Origin of the sequence: Paenibacillus odorifer, from assembly GCF_000758725.1 — a bacterium.
Classification (GTDB): Bacteria; Bacillota; Bacilli; order Paenibacillales; family Paenibacillaceae; genus Paenibacillus_AQ; species Paenibacillus_AQ odorifer.
The window spans coordinates 1,907,745-1,930,730 of sequence record NZ_CP009428.1; the positions used below are offsets into that span (position 1 = coordinate 1,907,745).

Sequence of the window (22,986 nt, forward strand, 5' to 3'; positions counted from 1 at the left end):
GGGATTTTGCCAAATGCTTACCAAAAAAGCTACAATAGAAGAAGTGAAACTAGCTTAGAATCCGCACACATACAAAGGAGGGCACAACTGTGGCTATGGACCGGACACGTGTCGCCGTGGAGATATACGGAACTTCCTATAAACTCGTCGGAAGCAGTACTGAATATATGAAACAAGTGGCCCGTTATGTTGATGAACATATGCGCACGATTTCTAAATCTCACACCAGACTGGACACACCGCGTATAGCGGTGCTTGCAGCTGTACATATGGCGGAGCAGGCTATTCAGGTTCAGGACTTCAAAAATGAACTAAACATGATGACAGGTGAACGCAGTGAACTGCGATTGGAAGTATCTCGCCTGCTGGAGGTACAGCGGGAGCGGCAAGAAGAAATTGAGCGACTTGAAGCTGCGGCCAAAGAAGAGGCTGGGCGACTGATTGCTGCTGCTGAGGAAGAACGTAAGCGGCATTTGGAGATTCAGGAGAATGAACGCAAGGTACATGCGGAGCAGCTTCAGGAGGCAGTGCAAGCTGTGGAAGTTGCACGCAAGAAGCTGGAAGAAGAATTGCTTGAGCGCGAGATAGAGCTGCAAGAACTGCGGACAAGCTACGAAGAAGAGCGGGCAGCTAGTCGTGAACAACAGCGGCAGGAACTGGCGAAGGCGGAAGCCATCCGCTTGCAGCAGCTGGAGGAGCAGAAGGCTGCTCATCTGCAAGAGCTGGAGAACATCCGAGAGACGCTGACCAAGGAGAAGACAGACACGCTGTCTGCTCTGCAGCTTGAGCTGACCGAGACCAAGTCAACACTGGAGGAAGAGCTTGAGGTTACCAAGTCTACATTAGGTAAAGAACTCGAAGATACCAGATTGACGCTGGGTAAGGAGCTTGAGGATACCAAGTTGACCTTAGGTAAAGAGCTTGAGAGTACCAAAGCGAAGTTGGGCAAAGAGCTGGCGGAAGAACGTGAAGCACTGCAGCGGGAGCAAACCAAGAATAAGGAACTGCGGCAGTCACAAGGCACTCAAGAGCATAGACATAAGCAAAGCATTCAAGAGCTGGAGAAACAGCTGGCGGAGCTTCGTGGTGGGACCGGGCAACTTCAGTCCAGATTACGGGCGGCTGAAGCCAGTCTTAAGAGTGAGCGAGATGCAAGACAGACGCTGCTTGGACAATATGAAGCGATTGTTAAACGTGAAGAACAGCTCAGTGAAGAGCTGCGCACGGCTACTGAGCTGGGCACACTGTTGAATGAGGAGCTGGAAGAGTTACGCCAGCGTTATCAACAGTCACAGAATGAAGCGACAGAGCTAAGAGCGTCTCTACAGGAGACGAGTGAGAATCTGCACCGTGTTCAGGAAGAACTTGCGGGATCAGCAGCAGAGGCGGCTAACTGGCAGGAGCTTTCGGATAAACGTATGGAAGATATTGGTGAACTGGAAATGAATCTGCTGGAGTCTGAGGAGAAATCCGTGTTGCTTCAGAAAGAGATCGACACGCTGCGTGGGCAAGCCGATGGATTAGTACAGCAGCTGGATCAGGAGGTTCGGCTTCGTACAGATGCAGAACGCGAAACAGCGGCACTTCGGGAGCAAGGTGTGCAGGTTCAGAAGGAGCTGTCTGCGCTTCGTGTGCGTTATGAGGAATTGATTGCTCAATACGATGATGTACTGCAAGAAGGAGAACGCCTGCAGGAAAGATATCAACTGCTGCAGGAAGAAGGCGAAGAGGCAACACGACGCTTAGAAGAGCTGTCTGAAGCTAGTCGTGAAGCCGCTGCTACTGTTGCTGAGCAACAGGAAGTGCTGAAGGAAGCAGAGGCGTACGGAGCTTCTTGGAAGCACAAGTACGAGGAGCTATCCGATCGGCAGCTGCAGTGGACGGATCTCGAAGCGAAGCTGCGCGAGGAGATCGACATTTGGCAGCAGGAAGCCGGCGAGGCTGAGATGAAGCAGGAAGCTATTGATCGTGAACGTAGCGAGGTGCTTCAGCAGTTAGGTGAAGTTGGTGAAAGCTATGAAATGGTTCAAGGACAGCTTCGTTTGTTGCAGGTCCAGTTTGAAATGCGTCAGGAAGAGCTTGACAAGCTTACGGACGAGCATCGTAACCTTAAAGAGGAATATGCCAAGCTGCAAAATGAATATAATGAATGGATTCAACTGATCGAGCAGGACAGTTGAATGCCGGATGCAAGTAAGAGGGCTGACCTGATGAGTAGAGAGATCTATTTCGGGTCAGCACTCTTTATTAATGAGCTCAGATTAAAAAAACAGCCGATATCAGGGAGAATCCCTAATAATCGGCTGTTTATGTGTAATCTATTCCACGATGATAGTAGCTCTCATTCCGCTATGTCCGGAGCCACACATAATGGAACAGGTCATTTCGAAAGTTCCAGCTTCCTCTGGTACGATCACCTTTGAGGATTTTTTTTCATTAAGCTGCAGCTCGAACTCAGGAATAAGGATACCGTGATTGCCGTCATCATTTTTAAAAATGATTTTGACGGGCACACCCTTTTTTAGATGATATTCTTCCTGATCAAAGCTGTAATTCGTAGCTGTAATTATGAGTTCTGTTTCTGCCTCGATCTCCGGCTCCGATGTGTTAGCATTGCCAGCAGCACTATCATTGCTGTTCCCACAGGCTGTAAGTGCTATAACGAACACCATTGAAAGTAGAATTGCAAATTTTTTAATGATCTAAATCCCCTCCCAAGAAGTCCAAGCATAGTGAAAATGTGACAATTATGTAGACATCATAACTTAAAATTTAAGAAAGCGCTTTGATTAAATGTGAAAAATCTGTGAACAGGCAGACTGTTCAAACTTTGTCGTAAATTGCAAAAAAATGATGAAAATATAACTAAAATTTATTATAATGAAAGCTATTACATTAACGTCTAAAAGTAGGGGATACATATTACAAGTATTAACGATGCGCTAAGTACGGAGGTTTGGCACCGTAGAATCTTAAAAGGCTATTGGATGGTAGTCATTCTTTTATTAATCTCACAGTTGCTGTTTTTGTCGAATATTGACCGACTCCAAATAAAAACAACAATGGACACGAACCTATGGCATTTATTTATAGCCTGTAATTTACTAATTGTGGTCCTTATGATTACTGCGGAGCTGTGGCTGCGTTATAGTAAACAGTCCCCTAAATATGGGGTGGTTAGCTGTGGTTTTTTAGTGTCCTACCTTATGTATTTTGTATTAGAGCCTTTTGTTGACGGTGCTCAGATGACACTTATGATGCCGATTATGGTTGCTCTTATTTATTTTGATCGTAAGCTCCTGTACATAATGGGGTTATTTAGTATTGTGTTTTATGCTGGGGTATATTTTGGGTTGGAACGGCCATTCCTACATAAACCGCTGCTTGAATTCTTGATGGTAGAGTGTGTATTTTTGGTATTTGTGCTGATGGCTATTGCAGTAATTATTCGTGCTCGTGAAGCGCGTATAAATTTAGAGAGATTAACGAAGGCGGGCCAAGATCTAATGGTGGAGAGGGCTATTTCGGATAAGCTGCTGAAGATTGACGCACTTACTGGACTCTATAATCATAAAACCTTTCATGAATATTTGGATTCATTATTGGAGCAATGTGAAAGCAACAACCTTCAACTGCAGCTGGCTCTTTTCGATATTGATAACTTCAAGCAAGTGAATGATACCTACGGACACAGGGTTGGAGACCTTGTGCTTAAGGTGATAGCGGACAAGGTAGGCGGTATGATTGAATTAAATGATTTTGCGGCTAGGTATGGCGGGGAAGAGTTCGCTGTGATTTTTACAGATAAAAGTTTCTCGGAGTCCTATGAAGCAGTAGAAAAATTACGGAAAAATATTGCTCAAATTGAACATTTGCAGGCTGGGAACAAGCCGATCACCGTTAGCATTGGAATTTGTGATTATCAGCTTGGGGATGGGAAAGAGCTTCTCTTCCGTAAAACAGACAAGGCGCTTTATACCGCTAAAAAGCAAGGCAAGAACAGAGTGGTCAACTGTGCTGAAAGTCATAAAGAGGAGATTGTGTCTTTTGCATAAAAACAACACAGAACCCCTTATTGCCGGAGAAGAACCGGGAATAAGGGGTTCTGTGTTGTGAAGAGCTTTTGTTACTTAGCGGCCTCAAATGGAGTGGATACCGGCAGGAACAAGTCGATAATCCCAATGACCAGAGCTGCTAAAATGGCACCCAGAATGGATACGCTGACTCCGCTGACTACGAATTGAGCGACCCAGATAACTACCGCACTGACAATAAAGCCGACGATACCGCGACCGAAAGGCGTTGCTTTTTTGCCGAAGATTCCTTCGACTACCCAGCCGAGTAGCGCAATCACCAGTGCAAGGATTAGAGCGCTCCAGAACCCACCAACCGTGAACTGTGGAACAATCCAGCCAACAACCATCAGAACAAGCGCTGCGACCACAAAACGACCAACATGACTTAAGAAATTCACTGTACTAACCTCCTTTGGCCCATGCTAAGGATATGTGCAGTTCTTATTGTGACCTTATTACGTGATTCTATGCTTAAAAATAAGACCCAAATAGCGAAATTGACCTGAATTCTGTATAATGGAAACATCTATGAAGGGAGCTGTGACTGTAATTGGACGACAAAATTTTGCATACGCTTGAATATCGCAAGATTTTAAATAAATTAATGCAATATACGCAAACCCCCATGGGGAGATTGGCTGCTGAGCAGCTAAGACCCTCCGGCGATTTCGAAGGCGTGAAGAAGCTGCTTCAAGCCACGGATGAAGCGGCTAATGTGGACCGCCTGAAGGGTATTCCTTCGTTCGGCGGGGTAAGCGATATTCGAGCTGCACTAAAACGTGCGTCTATAGGCGGAATGCTGGGAACAACTGAGCTGCTGGCCGTTGGAAATACCATTGGCGGCGCACGCAGAGTCAAACGTTTCCTGGCAGCTATGCATGAGGAAGAAAAGATTGAGCTCCTGTTCTCACTGAGCGACGTTTTATCGGAGCAAAAACATGTGGAAGATGCCATCCGCTTATGTATAGACGAGAATGCTGATGTACTTGATACAGCTAGTTCTGAGCTGGCTAACATTCGCCGTGAATTGCGCGGAGGAGAGACCAGAATTCGTGAGAAGCTGGATTCGATGATTCGTTCGTCTTCTGTAGCAAAAATGCTGCAGGATCAGCTGGTAACCATTCGTGGTGATCGGTTTGTTATTCCTGTAAAAGCGGAGTACCGTGCCCATTTCGGCGGTATCGTACATGATCAGTCTGGATCAGGAGCGACTTTATTTATCGAGCCAGAGTCTATTGTGGCGATGAATAATAAACTTCGTGAAACACGGCTGCGTGAGGAACGGGAAATCGAGATCATTTTACACAGGCTGACGGCACTTGTAGCCGACATTGCGGAAGAAATGACCTACGATATTGATATTCTGGGAGAACTGGACTTCATCTTCTCCAAGGCGCGTCTTGCTCGTGATATGAAGGCTACTCAGCCGCGCATGAATGACCGCGGTTATCTTAAGCTGCGCAAAGGGCGGCATCCGCTTATTCCAGCGGAGCATGTGGTTCCTTTGGACGTGGAGCTGGGCAATCAATACAGCTCAATTATCGTAACCGGACCGAATACCGGTGGTAAGACCGTTACCCTCAAAACCATCGGCTTGTTAAGCTTAATGTCGATGTCCGGCTTGTTTATTCCAGCAGAGGAAGGCAGCCAGATGTGTGTATTTGATGCCATTTATGCTGATATTGGTGATGAACAGAGCATTGAGCAAAGTCTGAGTACCTTCTCTAGTCATATGACTAATATTATCTCCATTCTGCGTAGAATGACTCCTAAGAGCCTCATTCTGCTTGATGAAGTGGGTGCTGGAACCGACCCGGCAGAAGGCTCTGCGCTGGCAATTGCCATTCTGGAGCATATTCACCGGATCGAATGCCGGATGGTCGCAACAACACATTATAGCGAATTGAAAGCTTACGCTTATGAGCGTAAGGGAGTCATCAATGCCAGTATGGAATTTGATGTCCAGACCCTTAGCCCAACCTATCGCTTGTTGATCGGCGTACCGGGACGAAGCAACGCCTTTGCGATTGCTGAGCGTCTAGGCCTGCCTCATGCGATTCTGGAGCATGCCCGCGGCGAAGTGAAGGAAGAAGATCTGCGCGTGGAGCATATGATTGCTTCTCTCGAAGAGAATCGGCTGGGAGCGGAACAGGAGCATGAACGTGCAGAGGGCATCCGCCGTGAAGTGGAGGAGCTACGCAGCAGACAACAGCAAGAGCTTGAGAAGCTGGAAAGCCAGCGCGAGAAACGCCTCGAGAAGGCAGAGAAGGACGCCAGCGCGATCCTGGACAAAGCGCGTAAGGAAGCTGAGGAAATTATCAGTGATTTGCGCCGCTTGGCTATGGAAGAAGGAGCTTCAGTTAAAGAGCATAAGCTGATTGAAGCGCGGCGACGTCTGGATGAAGCTGAGCCATCACCGCGCAAGAAGGCTGCTACCCGCAAGACTGCCAAGGCCCCACGGACAATTGGTCCTGGAGATGAAGTGAAAGTCGACAGCTTGAACCAAAAGGGCTTTGTGGTGGAGCTAAGCGGTACTAAAGAGGCGCTGGTGCAGTTTGGCATTATGAAGATGAAGGTAAGGCTGGATGATTTGGAATTGCTCTCCTCGAAGGCAACAGCTGCGCCAACGGCCCTTCGCCATGCGACAACCGTCAAACGTTCCCGTGATGAGAACATTCGCAGTGAACTGGATTTGCGCGGCACTAACCTGGAGGAAGCTATCATGGAGACAGATCGTTTTATCGATGAAGCCTTTTTAGGTAATCTGGGCCAAATCGCCATCATTCATGGTAAAGGAACGGGTGTGCTGCGCACAGGAATTCAGGAATATTTGCGTAAGCACAAGCATGTGAAGAGTTATCGGCTCGGGAATTATAACGAAGGCGGCGCGGGCGTAACTGTGGCTGAGCTGCAATAGCGGGATTTCCCGGCAGAAAGAAGGGGAAAGCGTGCAAGAAGATATTGATCTTTTGCTGGGTCATCCGCTAGGTGCCTTGCTTGGCTACTTCGCAGTGGCGATTCTTGGGCTAGTTGTATTTCTGTCTTTTTTTGAAATGGTAACGAAATATAATTGCTGGGAAGAAATACGTAAGGGAAACCTGGCAGTGGCAATGGCCACAGGCGGTAAAATCTTCGGGATTTGCAACGTACTGCGTTTCAGCATTGAAGCTGGTGTTTCAATTTATGAGACAATGAAGTGGTCCGTCGTCGGTTTTTTGCTGCTGCTGCTTGCCTATTTTTTATTTGAATTTCTGACCCCTGTATTCTCTATTGACGAGGAGATCGCTGCGGATAACCGTGCTGTTGGACTTATTGCCATGCTGATCTCGGTATCGTTGTCTTATGTAATTGGTGCGGCTATTTTTTAAATCCGTCCTTATAAGGACACCCTGCAAAGGATTATGATCTGGACAAGCTTTGAAATGAGCAGTCCCACTCTTTGTGGGGTATCTTAGGAGGAAATCATGAAGATTCTCACCCGAGTTCTGTTTCTGTCAGCGATTGCTTTTATAGCAGCCGGTATTATTTATTTAATGATGAATTAATTTAAAAGTGAAAGTATGAAGGAGATTAAAAAGATGGAAACAACTGTATGCCCTTGGTGTCATACTGAAATTGTATGGGATGAGGAATTTGGACCTGAGGAGAATTGTCCTCACTGTAACAATGAGCTTAGCGGATACCGCACGGTCACTGTTGGGATTGACGGCATCGAAGAAGAAGAAGTAGAGGAAGTCATAGAAGAACCCAAACAAGAGGTTGTTAATGACGATGATCTTTGGGGAGAGCCTGATAAAGACAGCGTAGTTCCAATTTATAATACGCTTAATCAATTCGGCGATGATTATGATTTGAACAAGTACGAAGAGAGTGTTTCAGCTATTCTAGCCATTCAGGAGGAGGCTCCGGAATGTACTCAATGCCATGAGCTTACGATCCTTGCGGGTAAGCAGCCTGTGAGCAGCTTTGAGCCGTCTGCTCCAGCAACATTAGGTAAATCGGTATTAACCGCTCCATTCTCACTCAATGTTTACGTGTGTCCTTCATGCTTCCATGTTCAGCACAGTCTGGCACAGGAAGATCGTATTCAGCTCGTACGCAATTTGAGCAACGCTCAGGCGTAAGGTTAAGCATATAAAAAAAGGGGCTGTCCCATAAGCTTATAGCTGCTGGGGCGTGCTCCTTTTTTTGGACCTTACTTGACCGTTGTCGAAAGCGTGCGTATATGTAATCACTGACGGATGCGCATAGTAACCCGCAAACGGACACAGCCGACCTTAAGCGCCACATTATTCGATATTTGGAATGCTATCGGACTCCAGTGCAGATATTGGTCTGAAAAACGCCTAAATATGGGCCTCTTTCCAAGGATAGTATCACTGGAGTCCGAAACCTTGTTTTAAAGGCTAAAAACATGTAAATAACGTCAACTGAGTCCGCAAGCTCCATGGAATGATGGATTTACGATTAAAGCAGGCAAAATTAAAAGCAGGATTGTCCCAAAAGCCGTGAGAGGCTACGTGGGAGAGTCCCTTTTTTATTTTCTATGCTAATCAGCTTTGTTTCATCACGTCCAAATTCTTAGAAGGAGAGGGTTTGGCTGACCGGGTGAGTGAGAATAAATCTAACTCAGGCCGATGTTTGCCGGTAATCGTATCCGTTAACAACTCCGCAGCGATCATACTGTACACAGTCCCATTGCCTCCGTAGCCCTCGATGAAATAACAGTGAGGGAACTTTGGATGGGGGCCGATATATGGGAGTCCATCACGAGTAGAACCGAACACAGCACCCCAGGAGTACTCCAGCTCAATGCCTTTGATTTCTGGAAATAAGGCCTCAAGCTCCTCAAGCAATTTTTGACCTTGAGAGATTATCCGGACCTCACGACGTTCGGGGTCTGTCAGCTGCTCATCCTTGCCTCCCGCAATAATCCTGCCTTCAGGAGTTGTCCGAAAATATAAATAAGGGCGGGCTGTCTCCCACAGCAGGCTACGCTCATGCCATTTTGGAAGATCCTTTAAAGGTTTGGTCATCACTGCATACGTGTTGATCAGCTCAGCGCCCCGGTCTTTTTTGAACTCTTGTGTTTCATAACCCATTGCAAAAATAACATCCCTGGCAATAATCCGGCCATTTTCTGTGTGGCAAATCACGCCATCCTTAGTAAACTCATAATGTTTCGCTTCGCTCTGTTCAAAGACGCGTACACCATTCGACGCTGCCTTGGCGATTAAGCTGTGCACCGTTCGATAAGGATTCGCTTCGGCATCCCCACGTGAATAAAGTCCTGCTGGTTTTGAAAAAGAGTATAGAGCTGCAATCTTTTCCTCTTCCCAGAATTCAGAATCGAAACCGTTAGCTGCGAGATTCTCATATTCTTCCCGCAATGCAGGTACATCCTCTGATGTGCTGGCATATAAAAGACTGCTGCGTGGAATGATCTGTGGATCGATATCGAGCTTGTCCGGCAGGTCCAGAATGTTCCTAACCCCAGCTTGGCATAACTGATAAAAGAGCAAACCGTTCTTTTGCCCAAAAGTGTTCATACATGAGGTTAATGATTTATCGTTGGAAATTTGCAGGAGCCCTGTGTTAGCATGCGAGCTGCCGCTACCGACCCGTTTTTTTTCAATCAGAACAGTATCCGCTCCACTTAAGGACAAACGATAGGAAGCCATCGCTCCACCCATTCCCGCGCCTACAACCAGACAATCACAATGAATAGTACCTTCTAGAGTGGGGTAAGTCGGAGGGTTCTGTAAAGTGCTAGACCAAGGTGTGCTTCCACTATTTAAATTCATGAATTGTTCGCTCCTTCATTCGTGCCGTGATTAGTATTGGCGGCAATTTATCGTCTCATTCGCAGCGTGTTCTTATTTCTGTCATAACTCTCTAGTGCTTTTCGGCAAATAAATAGCGCGCTTAAGCGGCATACTAATGCCTGTTTGAATCAACTACAAGGAGGGACTACAACAAATGCAATCAACGCAAATGCAAGCGCTAAGTGGTAAAGAATTGGAATATATCGCTGACTCCATCTCCAATGAGGACTTGCTTCTTAAGCAATGTGCAGCAACGGCTGCGACAACACAGAATCAACAGGTTCGTCAAATTTGTATGCAGCATATGCAAAATCACACCAAGCACATGACTGAGCTCACTCAGTTAATCCAACAACATCAACAATACGCGCCAACAAGCCCACAATAATTGCAATATTAATTCTAAGGAGGTTATTTAATGAACGCGCAAAATACTGGAGCATTTATGCCGGATGAGGATTTACTAAACACCATTTTGTGTGATTTGAAGCGGACCGTACGCGAATATGCTACAGCTGCTACAGAATCAGCATGTCCAGCGGTTCGTAGGGTTTTTAATACTATGACCATGGACACACTGCAACTCCAAGGTGATTTATACACGCATATGTCTCAATTGAATATGTATCCTGCACCTGCAAAAGCATTGCGCCAAGATGTGGACAAGCAGCTTCAAACCGCACAGCAAATGCAACAGCAAACAGGGCAATTCGTTCAACAAAAAACAGGGCAATTTGGCGCATCCGCTCAGAATGCTCATATTCCGGCTAACGGACAACATCAGCCTTCTCATTTAATGTAACCATGATGGTTGGCGAATGAAGCAAATCGCTTCATGTGTGTGGAGCTAACGCCCGTTTTTACTGGTTAAATCCGGTAGAACGGGCGTTTTTTCTATATTTTTGAGTATGCTCTATATAAACTCAGCCTTTCATGGGAGCTCCTATAGGGTTATTTTGTTTGCAGAGATGCACATTTCATGTCATATTAGTATTAAACTCTTTTCGCGGGGCGACGCATTAATAGCGTACCGTCATTGGCGAACTATCCGGAGGGAAGGCATGAAGGAAATGAACGAGCTTAAGAGGAAAGTGCTGGAACTGCTTAAGGAAGACGCGAGAAGATCTACTGCACTCTTGGCAACGCTGCTTGGCGCGGAGGAAGAAGATGTGAAGACTGCGATTGAGCAGTTGGAGAAAGATCATGTCATTGTAAAATATGCTGCCGTTGTAAACTGGGATAAAGTGGACGATGAGAAGGTAACCGCACTGATTGAGGTGCAGATTACGCCTGAACGAGGGCGTGGTTTTGAAGGAATTGCCGAGCGAATCTACCTGTATCCACAGGTCAAATCAGTTTATCTGATGTCTGGTGCTTATGATCTTCTGGTGGAAGTGGAAGGCCGGAATTTACGTGAAGTGGCCAATTTCGTATCTGAGAAGCTGTCTCCAATCGATTCAGTACTTTCAACCAAAACGAATTTTACCCTTAAAAAATACAAACAGGACGGGATCATCTTCGAAGAGCATGAAGAAGACAACCGTCTGATGATCTCTCCATAAAGGAAGTAATCATATGATCACGAATAAATCGCAGCTAACTGGAGAAGACAGCAAATCAATGGATTCTTATTTGGCCCCGTTGGTACAGCAAATTCAACCTTCGGGTATCCGCAAGTTTTTTGATCTGGCTGCAGGTAGCAAGGATATCATCTCTCTGGGAGTCGGAGAGCCTGACTTTAAGACCCCCTGGCATGTCAGAGAGGCTTGTGTCTATTCGCTGGAAAGAGGGTTTACAGGGTATACATCCAATGCAGGGATGCCTGAACTGCGGGAAGGGATCGCAAATTACTTACACAGCCGTTTTGCTGTGGAATATGATCCTGCCAATCAAATTATTGCAACCGTTGGCGGAAGTGAGGCCATCGACTTGGCGCTACGTGCGCTGATTTCACCGGGGGATGAAATTCTGATTCCGGAGCCTTGTTATATCTCTTACTCGCCGATTACCGCGATTGGTGGAGGGATACCTGTAGGTATTGAAACGGTTGGTGAGAATAACTTTAAACTTACTGCGGAAAGCCTGGAAGCCAAAATCACTCCGCGCTCCAAGGTTCTGATTTTGTGTTACCCAAGTAACCCTACGGGAAGTGTAATGACCCGAGAAGATTGGGAGCCGATTGCTAAGGTAGTAGAGAAACATGATCTTATAGTGATTTCAGATGAGATTTATGCAGAGTTGTCTTATGGCATTAATCACGTCAGCTTTGCCTCTTTACCAGGCATGATAGACCGTACGATTCTGGTTAGCGGCTTCTCCAAAGCTTTTGCAATGACCGGATGGCGGATGGGTTATGCTTGTGGTCACCCGGATCTTATCGCTGCAATGCTTAAGATTCACCAGTACACTGTCATGTGTGCTCCTTCTATGGGACAGGTGGCTGCACTTGAAGCGCTGACCAATGGTATGGAAGAGAAGGACCGGATGGTAGATTCCTATAATCAACGGCGGAGGTTGATCGTCAAAGGCCTACGCGATGCGGGGCTGGAGTGCCATGAGCCGCAGGGCGCCTTCTACGCTTTCCCAAGCGTGCGCAAGACAGGGCTGACTTCTGATCAATTTGCTCAGCGGCTTTTGCTTGAATACAAGGTTGCGGCTGTGCCTGGAAGTGTCTTTGGATTAGGTGGAGAAGGTTACTTGCGCTGTTCCTACGCCACATCAGTATCTCAACTGAACGAAGCAGTAGAACGAATTGGTGCTTTTGTCACAAAGCTTACACGTGAGAGAACGGATTAGTGAAAATTGAACTATAGCCGATCATACAATCCTATGGTATTATTTTACTTTGAGAGTAATTAGCCCCTATAATAGAACTTACAAGGATCCATTTACTCTGGAACTAAGCGTTGCTTTGAAGTTGCTTTATTTAACTTTTATGCTATTTTGCAGCACGCGCTCAATAATACTTTTGGGAGGGATGATTGTGCTTAGCGCCGATTATTACTTACCTTCCTATGGTGGGAAATGTTTCTCTGGAAATGGGAAAATACCCCCCAAGGGTGATGCTTCTGCTCGCATACTCTCTCTGGAAGATGAAATTAGAATACTCCGCAGCAAGATGGAGCAGCTTTTCCTGCAGGAAAAATCATTCACTTCGGATAATGTGATTGAAATTAGCAGTTTATTGGACCTCAAAATAAATGAGTACATGAAGGGGCGTCCGGCTGGAAAATAGTGCTGCTGAATGCTCTTGAGAGGACCCTAGGGTCCTCTTTTTGTTGTTCACTCTTACTAATGACGGTGTTATTGTGTATACTCTTAATTTGCTATCTTTATTGCCTTCCTTATAGCAGAAAGCTTAAACTATCAGTATGTGATTTCAAGAATGGATAGGAGGCTTAAACCATGGCGATTTATACACGTACGGGTGATGCAGGTCAGACTTCAGTGATTGGCGGCCGGGTCGGCAAGGATGATGTCCGCGTCGAGGCCTACGGAACGATCGATGAGCTGAATTGTTTTGTAGGGCAAGCACGAAGCCTGATGGAAAGTGATAATTTCGACGATGTCCGCGAGCAATTGCTCGAAATACAGCATGAGCTGTTTGATTGCGGCACGGATTTAGCATTTGTTAAACTTGCTGACGGTGGTCAATATATGGTGACAAGTGAGATGGCTCAGCGGCTGGAAGGCTGGATAGATTCTCTACAAGAGGAGAATCCACCACTAGAGAAATTTATCCTGCCAGGAGGTAGTCAGCTGGCTTCGGTTCTACATGTATGCCGCACGGTTTGCCGTCGTGCGGAACGCCGGGCAGTTACCTTAGGGCGAAATGCGGACATAAACCCAGAAGCGGTGATTTATCTCAATCGATTGTCGGATTATTTTTTCGCGTTGGCTAGAACGGCTAATACACGGTCAGGGATTACTGATGTAGAATACATCCGTAGTAAAAAGGTGTTTCGAGACTAATATGACAAGCTATTATTCACCCATTACTTATATCATACCGCCAGAAGAGGATGACTTCCTGCTGAAGACAATCCTGCACAAACGGATGGATGTCTCACGCAAGCTACTCTCCCGGCTGAAGCAGACGGAACAAGGCATTACATTAAACGGTGAACGTGTATACATTAGTGTGCATGTTAAGGCAGGAGATACCGTGCAGATCCGCATGGAAACGGAGACTTCGGATGATATTTTACCGCAGCCGATTCCATTCGAGATTCTATTTGAAGATGAACATCTGCTAGTGGTTAACAAGGCAGCGGGAATTATAGTTCATCCAACACATGGACATTACACCGACACGCTTGCCAATGGCGTGGTTTATTATTGGGCGCAGAAGAATGAACGCTTCCGTTTCCGGCCTGTTCACCGCCTGGATCAGGAAACCTCCGGTGTGTTAGTGATCGCCAAAAATCCATACAGCCATCAGCATATTTCCGAGCAGATGATCGCCGGTACTGTGGATAAGCGTTACGCTGCATTTGTTCATGGGGTTCCTGCGGAGCTATCCGGTGATATCGACGGCCCTATCGACCGTGATCCTGAGGAGCCACATCGGCGTATCGTGACACCGGAAGGATATCCTTCCCTAACCCGCTATGAGGTTAAGCAGGTGTATTCGGCCGGCTCCAGAGTTGAACTAAAGCTGGAGAGTGGACGTACGCATCAGATTCGGGTCCATATGACCTCTATCGGCTGTCCACTGATTGGAGACAGCATGTATCGTCATGAGCTGTACAATCTACCAGAATTTACTTCAACGCAAAGCGAGCAGTTGGAGTCCGTTGCAGCACTCGATGCTTCCATACCGCGTCAGGCACTGCACGCAGTGCGTCTGACGTTCAAGCACCCGGTGCTTCTGCAAGAAATGATATTCGAAGCCCCGTTGCCACCTGACATGGCAGTCTTGGAGAAAATATTGGAGCAAGGTCTGACAGCGAATTTGTGATAAAATTATGATTCAGGCGATAGAGTGGCGAAGGGGAAGTTTGGAACTGTAGGAGCGATAGCGACCGCCTTTGTCTGCGGATTTCAACCGTGTTTAACGGTAAAATTGATGAAATCTGTAGACAACAGCGGCCGGAAGTCCAAACATTCCTTGTAGTTACGGTATTATTAGCCGATTATTAAAGGAGCACAGCATGAGCAAATTAAAAGTATATCAATATCCCAAATGCAGCACCTGCCGCAGCGCAGTGAAATGGTTGCAGGGACAAGGTCATGAGCTGGAGCTTCAGCACATCGCAGAGCAGCCACCTACGGTGGACGAGCTGCGTGAGCTGCTCGCGAACAGCGGCCTTGAGCTGAAGAAGTTTTTTAATACAAGCGGTGAAGTATACAAATCATTAGGTCTGAAGGACAAGCTGCCCCAGCTTACGGAACAGGAGAAGTTAGAGCTGCTCTCAAGCCACGGGATGCTGATCAAACGTCCGATTGTCACCGATGGAGTTAAAGTTACGGTGGGATTCAAAGAAGACCAATATGCCGATACTTGGACTAATGTTTAATATCAATACAACGATCAAGGGAGAGGTTTATAAGTGAGAACAGAAACAATGGGCCGGGTAATGCTTGTAGATGGAATGGCTCTGCTGTTCCGGGCCTTTTATGCGACCTCTTATGGAGGATATATTCGCAAGACAAAAGATGGATTGCCAACGAATGCGGTATATGGATTTTTGCAGTATTTTTTTGATGCAGTAAGTACGTTTGAGCCTTCTCACGTCGTATGCTGCTGGGATATGGGCAAAGGAACGTTCCGCACCGAGAAATATGATGGATACAAATCCAACCGGATCGAAGCTCCGCTGGAATTAATTCCGCAGTTTGACCTAGTAAAAGAAGTGGTGGCTGAGCTAGGTGTGCCAAACATTGGTCTTGCCGGCTATGAAGCAGATGATTGCATAGGTACGCTGGCATCCTGTTACAGCGATAATTCTGAGGTTTACATTCTGACGGGTGACCATGATATGCTGCAGCTTATTGATGAGAATGTTAAAGTCGTCATTATGAAAAAAGGACGCTCCAACTATAAAGTTTATGACCTTGCAGAATTGCTTGAGGATAAAGGTCTAACCCCTAGACAGGTTATTGACCTGAAGGGCTTTATGGGCGATACAAGTGATAATTACCCTGGTGTAAAAGGGATTGGTGAGAAAACCGCGCTGAAGCTGTTAACAGAGTACGGTACAGTTGAAGGTGTAATTGAGAATCTTCACTTGCTCCCTAAAGGTGTACGGTCCAAAATTGAAGCCGACCTAGATATGCTGCATCTATCAAGGGAGCTGGCTGAAATCCGTTGTGATGTGCCTGTGGTCTGTGAGCTGGCACAAGCTTTATGGCAATTACAGCGGGAAACAGCCGCGCGTAAATTTCAAGAACTGGAATTCGGCAGCCTGATGCATTTGATCGCTGAGGTGCAGGACGAACGGGGAATTGTACAGATTGAGTTAGGTGATCTGGGTTAAGGAGAGAGGTTCTCTTCTGATGAAAATGTGAATAAACATAATGGCAGGTCAAGGTTACTATCCTTGACCTGCTTTTTTTGTTGTCGAATTCATGTGGAAATTTATCAATATATGTCTTTTTTTGACTGAATTACAAATTAAGGTTTCTAATCATGGATATTGGTTTAATGAAATTTCAAAGGAAATACATAGGGATTATTTTCCATAGTAGGTGATGATGAGATGAAGATACTTTTGGTCACGCACAAGTTTCAGAAGATAGTAGGTAATTATTGCAGTCGGACCATGGACGTAGTGAACGAGTCTGAATTAGTCCTTGGAGGTGTTTTGGAGTTTTTGCAAAACATCAATCCTTCTATAGATAGCATATTAATAACAGATGATGCATTATCTCTGAGGATGGAACAGAACAGGAGTGATTTAAATAACCTAATCAATTGGCTCGTAGCTAATCAAAAGTCAAATGTAAAGATTTTAATCCTCACCAGGTACATAAGGAAAGATACAGAATGGGAGAATCTCAGCTATAGATATCCGAATCTCCAAATTAAGAATTACGAATACATACGCATTACACCAGTACTATTTCAGGAAGCTCTTGAGTATTTATCCGATACCAAACCTCAATTAAAACAACATTCCAGACCTCACGACGATAAGAGTAATCACCAAAAGAGTACAGACAGAAAAGGGTCGTTTCTGGATCGCTTTAAACCGAAACCGAAAGCCCCAACTGAATTACAGGCTACGGATACCCTTACTAGGGAGCTTGATAAGATTAGCCGAGGGATTAGTCGTATTGTAGCGATAACCGGGCATAGTGGATGCGGAATTACCAGCACAACTATCAATGTTGCAAGTGAAGCGAGTAAACGGGGGCTGAATGTATTAATAGTGGATATGGATATCGAATATCGAAGTACGAATATGTATTTTAGCAGCTTTCATGAACGAACCAAGCGGGATGAAGATATAAATGCATCTCTCATCCGAACGTTAGCAAGACCTCAGGATTATTTGACTACGGCTTTTCATTTGAAAGAAAACCTATGGCTGGCTGGACTGGGTTACAGCTTTTCCGATCCCAAGTTAATCCAGCAATTTTACACCAGCTCTAAACTTGTCGGTCTGTTGTCCTTACTCCGAAACAAATTTAATTTGATCCTATTGGATCTACCACTGAACTTATTAGACAGATTTCGAGAAGCATTAATCCATATCGACAGCTTTGGCCTCTGTATTCCCAATAATCTATATGCTGTTTTAAGCACTCTGAGGAATGTGGAAGAGACACTGAATAAGGAAAATACGGCCTATTTGAATGCTAAATCAAAAGTAATTGTCACCAAATATAATGACCGTTCCAGATTTCAAGGTGAAATTTTCGTACCAGACAAGGTAAGTGCAGTTGCTACATCCGGTCTTTTAGAAAGCTTTACATACGGAATGAAAGTGGCAGGTCATATCTCTTATGACACGGACTTTGATACTCAGATTGAAACCGATGTGCCGCTTGTATATTCAAACAAAGACCATGAGCGGGCATATGGAAATATACTTCTTAGATTACTGGAGGGGAGTAGTTAATGGATTTAAGTGGGCTTAAAAACGCGACACCCAATAAGCAAATGTTCAAGCGGGTTGCAGCATTGCTCTTTAGTCTATTGATCATCGTGGTTTCTTATATGTTCATTACGAAAGCCAGCAAAGATGCCAGCGATGTGGTAGAGGTGTTGCGGGTCAAGCAGAGTGATGGTATTCCGGCTTACGTAGTCATTACGGAGCCTATGATTGAGAAATACAATATTATCAAAAAAGAATACACCGAGGACATGGTGTTGTCTGAAGATATAGATTCGGTGAAGGATAAACTGTCCGCATATTATCTTCGAGAAAACAGCGTGCTCTACAAAGATCAGTTGCTGGATGAAAAACCGCAAAAAAATGAATGGCTGTATCAAGTGAATGAGGAAAATGAGGTCTTGACGCTTCCTTATAATTTTCTGGAGGTTGGTGGAGATATTCTAATGCCAGGAGACCGTGTTCGTATCCGTGTGTCCTATGAGGTAGAGGAGAAGGATGCCCCGGGTGGCAATCCAAACGCTATTTATTCCGAGTCCACGAATACGATCAAAAAAACTGAAGTATTGTTTGAAAGCATTGTTGTGAAGGATATGCTCAACGCAAGTAGTCATTCCATCTACGAAGTATATAAAGAGGTGCAGAAACTGGATGAGGATAAGAAACAAAATGTTATGAAGAGTAAAGATTTCTTAAAGAACATTCAACCTAAAGCATTACTCCTCGAGGGGACGAGTGCACAAATTAACAATTATGCCAAATACAAAGGACTTAATGGAAATTCATTTCTGATTACCATACTGAGCAGAAAAAGTAGTGATGTCATCATTGACCAACTGCCCACTTTGGAGAAAGAGGTGGAATCGTGGATCGGAAAAGAGGATTAGGAATCGACAGCATTTTTCAGAAAATATCATCTAAGGATCTCGTCGGTGCCGAACTTCAAGAGAATAATCTGATTTATAGTGTAGTAGGTTTTATACCTGCTTGTGATGGCGTAGATAATGCCATGCTCATAAGCAACTTAGGATATTTGTTATCTCAAAAGGGTCTAAATACTTGTGTGGTTGACCTTAAGGTGTTTTATCCGAACTTATATCAATTTCTAGATGTCCCTGCACATAAGAAGGGGCAAGGATTAATTAAGGTGTTAAAAAGCGACAAGGTAGATTTCCGAGATGAATTGCAGCGGACCAAATACGAGAAGCTGTTCCTGTTATCAGCTAGTCCACAGGATCTAATGGAGGAGTATTTTGATTTTGAGTTTGGAAATTTAGAGCGTGTAATTACTACACTTAAGCAGATGTTTGATATTGTGCTGATCGACATTCCCAACAACCCTCCATTGGAATTTTGTCTGGGTGCCATGAAGTATTGTCACATAGGATTCTTTACGGCAACAGAGAGGATGGAAGCTACCATAAATATGGTGAAGCTGCTGGATTATGCTAAATCGGTGGGGATAAGTACGGCTAAGTTCACCAGTGTGGTGATGATGAATATTCAGCATATTGAATTTGATTATAAGGTTATGAAGGACATGGGTTTTAACATAGTTTCTGTACTGCCACTTGTGAAGGATGCCGTAGTTCGTGCACATGAGGGCAGGCTGTACATAAAAGATAACCCCCTAATTAATAAATATTTTAAAAAAGAGATCCAAAAGCTGGCCGATCGGTTGGCGGATCAGTAAAGGGGAGAGCGACTTGCTGACACGTGCGAAAATTAGCGATATGCAGCAAAAAGTACTGCATCAGGTAGGGCCGAAGGAGAACATGGAGGATCTGGCTAGTAAATATACGACCATAAGCTTTGATGAGGCTTTGGAGTTATGCCAAAAATATATTACGAAAATAACGACACATGCCTATAGGCGAGAAAACGACCCTGCTCGAAAACGCGAAATGACTAAGGCATACATAAATGAATTTGTAGACGCGCAGAAACCTTCTGTCGAGGGATTTTATGATCTAGCAGAGTTGAAAAACGCACTCACCAATGAAATCACTCACTATGGTCCCATTACCAAGGCTATGGAGGACCCTAGTATAGATGAAATCAGAGCCAACGGGCCTGATCAAATCTTTGTGGAAAGCGGCGGAAGAAGCCTGCAGTGGGATCAAAATTTTACAGATCGTGATCATATGGAACGGATTATCGCCAAGCTTATAGGTATCTCCAAGGTTCGGCTGATTCCAAAGATACCCATGGTAAATGCCAGAACGATTGAGGGATATCGTGTGAATGCCACTCATGCTGAGATCTCACCGTATGATCAACCGGCGTTTGTGATCCGAAAGTTCAGCAAGAAGAGTATTGTTCCAAAAATGCTCATTGAGAATAAATCCTTCTCCTCAAATATGTATAAATTATTGTCTTTGATCCCGAAATCAGACTTATCTTGGATTACAGTGGGACCGACAGGAAGCGGAAAGACAACGCTAAATGAAATTCTTGTGAAGGAGATCAATCCTCTATCAAGGATTATTACCATTGAAAATCCTTCGGAGATGAGATTGATTCAAAGAGAAGATAACAGCGAACACGGTAGAGTGCTGAATGATGTGTTGCAATACGAGTCGGTCCCTGATGATGATGACTCAAGCCCAGCGACTATGGAAAATTTGCTTATTAATGCGATGAGACAGTCACCTCACTGGATTGGACCAGGGGAGCTTCGAACACCCGGTGAATTCGCCACAGCGCTTCGAGCAGCACAGACGGGACACTATTTCTTTTCCACCCTTCATGCAGAGGGGGATAAGGAAGCGATCTTTAGATTTCTAACGGCCTATCTAATGGCCTCTAATGAGCCAGCGGAACTTGCTCTACGAAATATCTGCAGTGCTGTGAAATTTGTAATCTTTCAAGAGAAACTGGCAGATGGTACTCGTAAAGTGACTTCAATTTCAGAGATTTTGGGCTCAGATGGCTTGAATCCACTGATTAATCAAATCTATAGATTTGATTGTGATGATGTTATTGAAGAGATGATTGAAGGCAAGAAGATGATCAAAATTGTTGGCAGACATTTACGTGTAGGAAAGATCTCGGAGAATGTACAGCAGCTAATGCTCAAGGCCGGAATTAAGAAAAGCAGGTTTGAGTTCTTTACCAAGGATCCGTTGGAGGGCGAAACAGAGGTGTACGAATTCGATGAATACAACTTTAATCATTAGTCTACTTCTTGGTATGGCTGCATTTGTACTATTTAACGCCATCTTTGAGGTCAAGTTTTTTCAGGGTTCTGTAAGATATGTTCTCGACGTTATGGATACCCTCGCAGAGTACCTAGGCAAGTATAACACGAAGCGTTATGTTGACCGGATCAAGAAGGAGCGAATCGTCAGGCAGAAGGAAAATATTTATGCGAAATACAATCGAATGGTAGAGGGTTTGATTTTAGACTTTAATATGCCGTTTACGCTGGAGAGCTTTACCTCAATGCTGTGCATTTGCTTTGCGATTATAGCTCTGCTAGTGGTTCTGCTTATGAAAAGCGTTACGCTTTCGCTTGTGATTACGATTTCAATTTTTGTAGGATTGTTTACTTTTTTCGTGATGCAGTCTAGAGCCATCCAAGCAGAACGGCTTGAAAATATAATGGATGCCGAAGATGTGATTTGTCCGTTAGCCCGTGAAGGTGTACTAGTAGCCATTAAAAAGGTGATGGAGAGCGATGAATATATCAGTCCTAATCTTAGGCCATATTTTCAGCAATTTATAGATAATTGCGACAACAACGGCTATTCCTTTAAGCAAGCTATTACGCTATTAAATAGACAGCTTGGTCCCAAATTTGATAATTTCACAAAAAAAGCAGTGGTCTTCGAATATAACGAAAGAAAAGGTATGGCAGACATTTTCCTCGATATTGTAGATGAAAATGCCGTGCTGCGCGAGATTAACTCTAAAAAGGAACGGATTTTTAGAAAGATGAATCGAGATTTTATGTTTAAAACCGGAATCATTGTGCTTTTTTTCTTGTACGCATTAACTGTAAAGGATTTTAGAGAATTTATGCTTGAAAGCAATGTTGGGAAATTGATCAACACGATATTGATTAGTGTCATTTGTTTAAGCTTTGCACGCAGTCAGGTACTCCAAGGGAACGTCGGCATGGGTGGTGAGCGCAAATGATATTCCTAGTTAAGCTGATAGCCATGCTCTCCATCCTTTATTTGATCAAGATATTGTTATACCCCTTCTTCAAGCCTGTGAGCAGAAAACAGAAAAAACGTGCACGTCAATATATCAAGCAGCGTAAAAATGCGGCGCTAAAAGAGAAGTTCAACCAATATAAACGAAGAATTGCAATGAAATATGTTAAAGGGTTATTGGGAAGTGCTGAAAGATTAAGATTCAAGAAAATCATTGACCGACTTGATCTACAAAAGACTCCAGAGGAAATACGGACCGAGCAATTCATGTACACGCTAAGTGCTATTGTGATTATGTTGTTGCTATGGAAGGTGAACATCCTGCTTGGCTGTATCTCTGCCATCTTCATCATGCTGGGCTGGCTCTATCCGGTGGTCGAGTTGGAGAAGATTATCGATAAGAAGAACAAAAATATATCCCTGGATTTCCCAGCCTTTTATAGTATGGTCTATTACCAGTATATAAAGTCGGTTAACATTCATTTCTCAGATGTGCTTAAGGATTACATTCCTAGTGCAAATCCTGATATAGCCGAGGAGCTCGGTGTGATGCTGGATAATATTGATTACGGAGAAGAATTCGCTTTTAAGCAGCTGAAGAAACGGATTCCGATGCATTACGTGATCAAGTTCTGCGACATTATGGAGACGAGGCTTAAAGGATACGATAATGTGTCTCAGATGGCATATCTCAAGAATGAATTAGATGGCTTCAGAATCAGGGCTTTGGAAGAAGAGCTGGAGAGTAGGCAGCGCAGCAGCGCAAGGATCCAGTTTCTACTTATTATAGTGTTGGCTATTTATATCGTTATGTACTATTTGTTTACCATTCTGAGTTCAATGAAGATGTTTCAATAAGCCAAAT

At 44.6% G+C, this 22,986-nt stretch carries 23 protein-coding genes; 20 read left to right on the forward strand and 3 right to left on the reverse strand.

All coding sequences use genetic code 11. The features are described from left to right. Positions 1–89: 89 nt before the first annotated feature. Positions 90–2,180, forward strand: a complete 2,091-nt coding sequence (locus PODO_RS08020) for a cell division protein ZapA (RefSeq protein WP_038569533.1) — start codon at positions 90–92, stop codon at positions 2,178–2,180. 138 nt (positions 2,181–2,318) lie between these two features. Here the strand turns inward: PODO_RS08020 and PODO_RS08025 are convergent, their stop codons facing one another. Then, positions 2,319–2,672, reverse strand: a complete 354-nt coding sequence (locus PODO_RS08025; protein ID WP_235219496.1) for a cupredoxin domain-containing protein — start codon at positions 2,670–2,672, stop codon at positions 2,319–2,321. Positions 2,673–3,026: 354 nt separating this feature from the next. Between PODO_RS08025 and PODO_RS08030 the strand changes: the two genes are divergently transcribed. Further along, positions 3,027–4,055, forward strand: coding sequence for a GGDEF domain-containing protein (locus tag PODO_RS08030; RefSeq protein ID WP_178944148.1), 1,029 nt, complete (start codon positions 3,027–3,029; stop codon positions 4,053–4,055). A 71-nt stretch (positions 4,056–4,126) separates the two neighbouring features. Here the strand turns inward: PODO_RS08030 and PODO_RS08035 are convergent, their stop codons facing one another. Then, positions 4,127–4,474, reverse strand: coding sequence for a phage holin family protein (locus PODO_RS08035; protein WP_036683548.1), 348 nt, complete (start codon positions 4,472–4,474; stop codon positions 4,127–4,129). A 152-nt stretch (positions 4,475–4,626) separates the two neighbouring features. Between PODO_RS08035 and PODO_RS08040 the strand changes: the two genes are divergently transcribed. The 3 genes from PODO_RS08040 to PODO_RS08050 all read left to right on the forward strand — a co-directional run bounded on the left by PODO_RS08040 (position 4,627) and on the right by PODO_RS08050 (position 8,200). Continuing rightward, complete coding sequence (locus PODO_RS08040; protein WP_036683546.1) at positions 4,627–6,993, forward strand: endonuclease MutS2; 2,367 nt, start codon at positions 4,627–4,629, stop codon at positions 6,991–6,993. A gap of 31 nt (positions 6,994–7,024) precedes the next feature. Continuing rightward, positions 7,025–7,444 (forward strand): DUF350 domain-containing protein, encoded by a 420-nt coding sequence (locus PODO_RS08045; protein WP_036683543.1) that lies wholly within the window; start codon positions 7,025–7,027, stop codon positions 7,442–7,444. Positions 7,445–7,654: 210 nt separating this feature from the next. Further along, a complete protein-coding gene (locus PODO_RS08050) occupies positions 7,655–8,200 on the forward strand; it encodes a hypothetical protein (protein WP_052096886.1) in 546 nt (181 codons plus the stop codon). Positions 8,201–8,629: 429 nt separating this feature from the next. On the opposite strand, the gene PODO_RS08055 is transcribed toward PODO_RS08050, so the two are convergent. Continuing rightward, positions 8,630–9,880 (reverse strand): NAD(P)/FAD-dependent oxidoreductase, encoded by a 1,251-nt coding sequence (locus PODO_RS08055; RefSeq protein WP_038569537.1) that lies wholly within the window; start codon positions 9,878–9,880, stop codon positions 8,630–8,632. 175 nt (positions 9,881–10,055) lie between these two features. Here PODO_RS08055 and PODO_RS08060 point away from each other — a divergent pair, with 175 nt between their 5' ends. From PODO_RS08060 to PODO_RS08130, 15 genes are all read left to right on the forward strand, one after another. Continuing rightward, positions 10,056–10,289: a spore coat protein gene (locus PODO_RS08060; protein ID WP_036683535.1), complete on the forward strand. Its 234-nt coding sequence runs from the start codon at positions 10,056–10,058 to the stop codon at positions 10,287–10,289. Between the two features lie 30 nt (positions 10,290–10,319). Then, a complete protein-coding gene (locus tag PODO_RS08065; RefSeq protein ID WP_036683532.1) occupies positions 10,320–10,703 on the forward strand; it encodes a spore coat protein in 384 nt (127 codons plus the stop codon). Between the two features lie 259 nt (positions 10,704–10,962). Further along, positions 10,963–11,463, forward strand: coding sequence for an Lrp/AsnC family transcriptional regulator (locus PODO_RS08070; protein WP_036683529.1), 501 nt, complete (start codon positions 10,963–10,965; stop codon positions 11,461–11,463). A gap of 13 nt (positions 11,464–11,476) precedes the next feature. Then, on the forward strand, positions 11,477–12,697 hold the full coding sequence (locus PODO_RS08075; protein WP_036683526.1) for an aminotransferase class I/II-fold pyridoxal phosphate-dependent enzyme: 1,221 nt from the start codon (positions 11,477–11,479) through the stop codon (positions 12,695–12,697). Between the two features lie 250 nt (positions 12,698–12,947). Beyond that, positions 12,948–13,136, forward strand: a complete 189-nt coding sequence (locus tag PODO_RS08080) for an aspartyl-phosphate phosphatase Spo0E family protein (RefSeq protein WP_232061510.1) — start codon at positions 12,948–12,950, stop codon at positions 13,134–13,136. 170 nt (positions 13,137–13,306) lie between these two features. Continuing rightward, on the forward strand, positions 13,307–13,873 hold the full coding sequence (locus PODO_RS08085) for a cob(I)yrinic acid a,c-diamide adenosyltransferase (RefSeq protein WP_036684514.1): 567 nt from the start codon (positions 13,307–13,309) through the stop codon (positions 13,871–13,873). Between the two features lies 1 nt (position 13,874). Continuing rightward, on the forward strand, positions 13,875–14,861 hold the full coding sequence (locus PODO_RS08090; protein WP_038569539.1) for an RluA family pseudouridine synthase: 987 nt from the start codon (positions 13,875–13,877) through the stop codon (positions 14,859–14,861). A 193-nt stretch (positions 14,862–15,054) separates the two neighbouring features. Further along, positions 15,055–15,420: an arsenate reductase family protein gene (locus tag PODO_RS08095; RefSeq protein WP_038569540.1), complete on the forward strand. Its 366-nt coding sequence runs from the start codon at positions 15,055–15,057 to the stop codon at positions 15,418–15,420. A gap of 48 nt (positions 15,421–15,468) precedes the next feature. After that, entirely contained in the window at positions 15,469–16,380 is a 912-nt protein-coding gene (locus PODO_RS08100) for a 5'-3' exonuclease (protein WP_052097441.1), read from the forward strand. A gap of 399 nt (positions 16,381–16,779) precedes the next feature. Next, positions 16,780–17,967, forward strand: a complete 1,188-nt coding sequence (locus PODO_RS08105; protein WP_169744749.1) for a nucleotide-binding protein — start codon at positions 16,780–16,782, stop codon at positions 17,965–17,967. Then, positions 17,967–18,848, forward strand: a complete 882-nt coding sequence (locus PODO_RS08110) for a CpaB family protein (protein WP_036684504.1) — start codon at positions 17,967–17,969, stop codon at positions 18,846–18,848. The genes PODO_RS08105 and PODO_RS08110 overlap by 1 nt, the downstream gene beginning before the upstream one ends. Further along, a complete protein-coding gene (locus PODO_RS08115) occupies positions 18,827–19,654 on the forward strand; it encodes a CpaE/TadZ family protein (protein WP_036684503.1) in 828 nt (275 codons plus the stop codon). Before PODO_RS08110 ends, PODO_RS08115 begins: the two co-directional genes overlap by 22 nt. Positions 19,655–19,694: 40 nt before the next feature. Continuing rightward, entirely contained in the window at positions 19,695–21,140 is a 1,446-nt protein-coding gene (locus PODO_RS08120; protein WP_212592205.1) for an ATPase, T2SS/T4P/T4SS family, read from the forward strand. Next, positions 21,118–22,101, forward strand: coding sequence for a 6TM ABC transporter family protein (locus PODO_RS08125; RefSeq protein WP_036684498.1), 984 nt, complete (start codon positions 21,118–21,120; stop codon positions 22,099–22,101). The genes PODO_RS08120 and PODO_RS08125 overlap by 23 nt, the downstream gene beginning before the upstream one ends. Beyond that, positions 22,098–22,979, forward strand: a complete 882-nt coding sequence (locus PODO_RS08130; RefSeq protein ID WP_036684496.1) for a hypothetical protein — start codon at positions 22,098–22,100, stop codon at positions 22,977–22,979. Before PODO_RS08125 ends, PODO_RS08130 begins: the two co-directional genes overlap by 4 nt. The last annotated feature ends 7 nt before the right edge of the window (positions 22,980–22,986 follow it).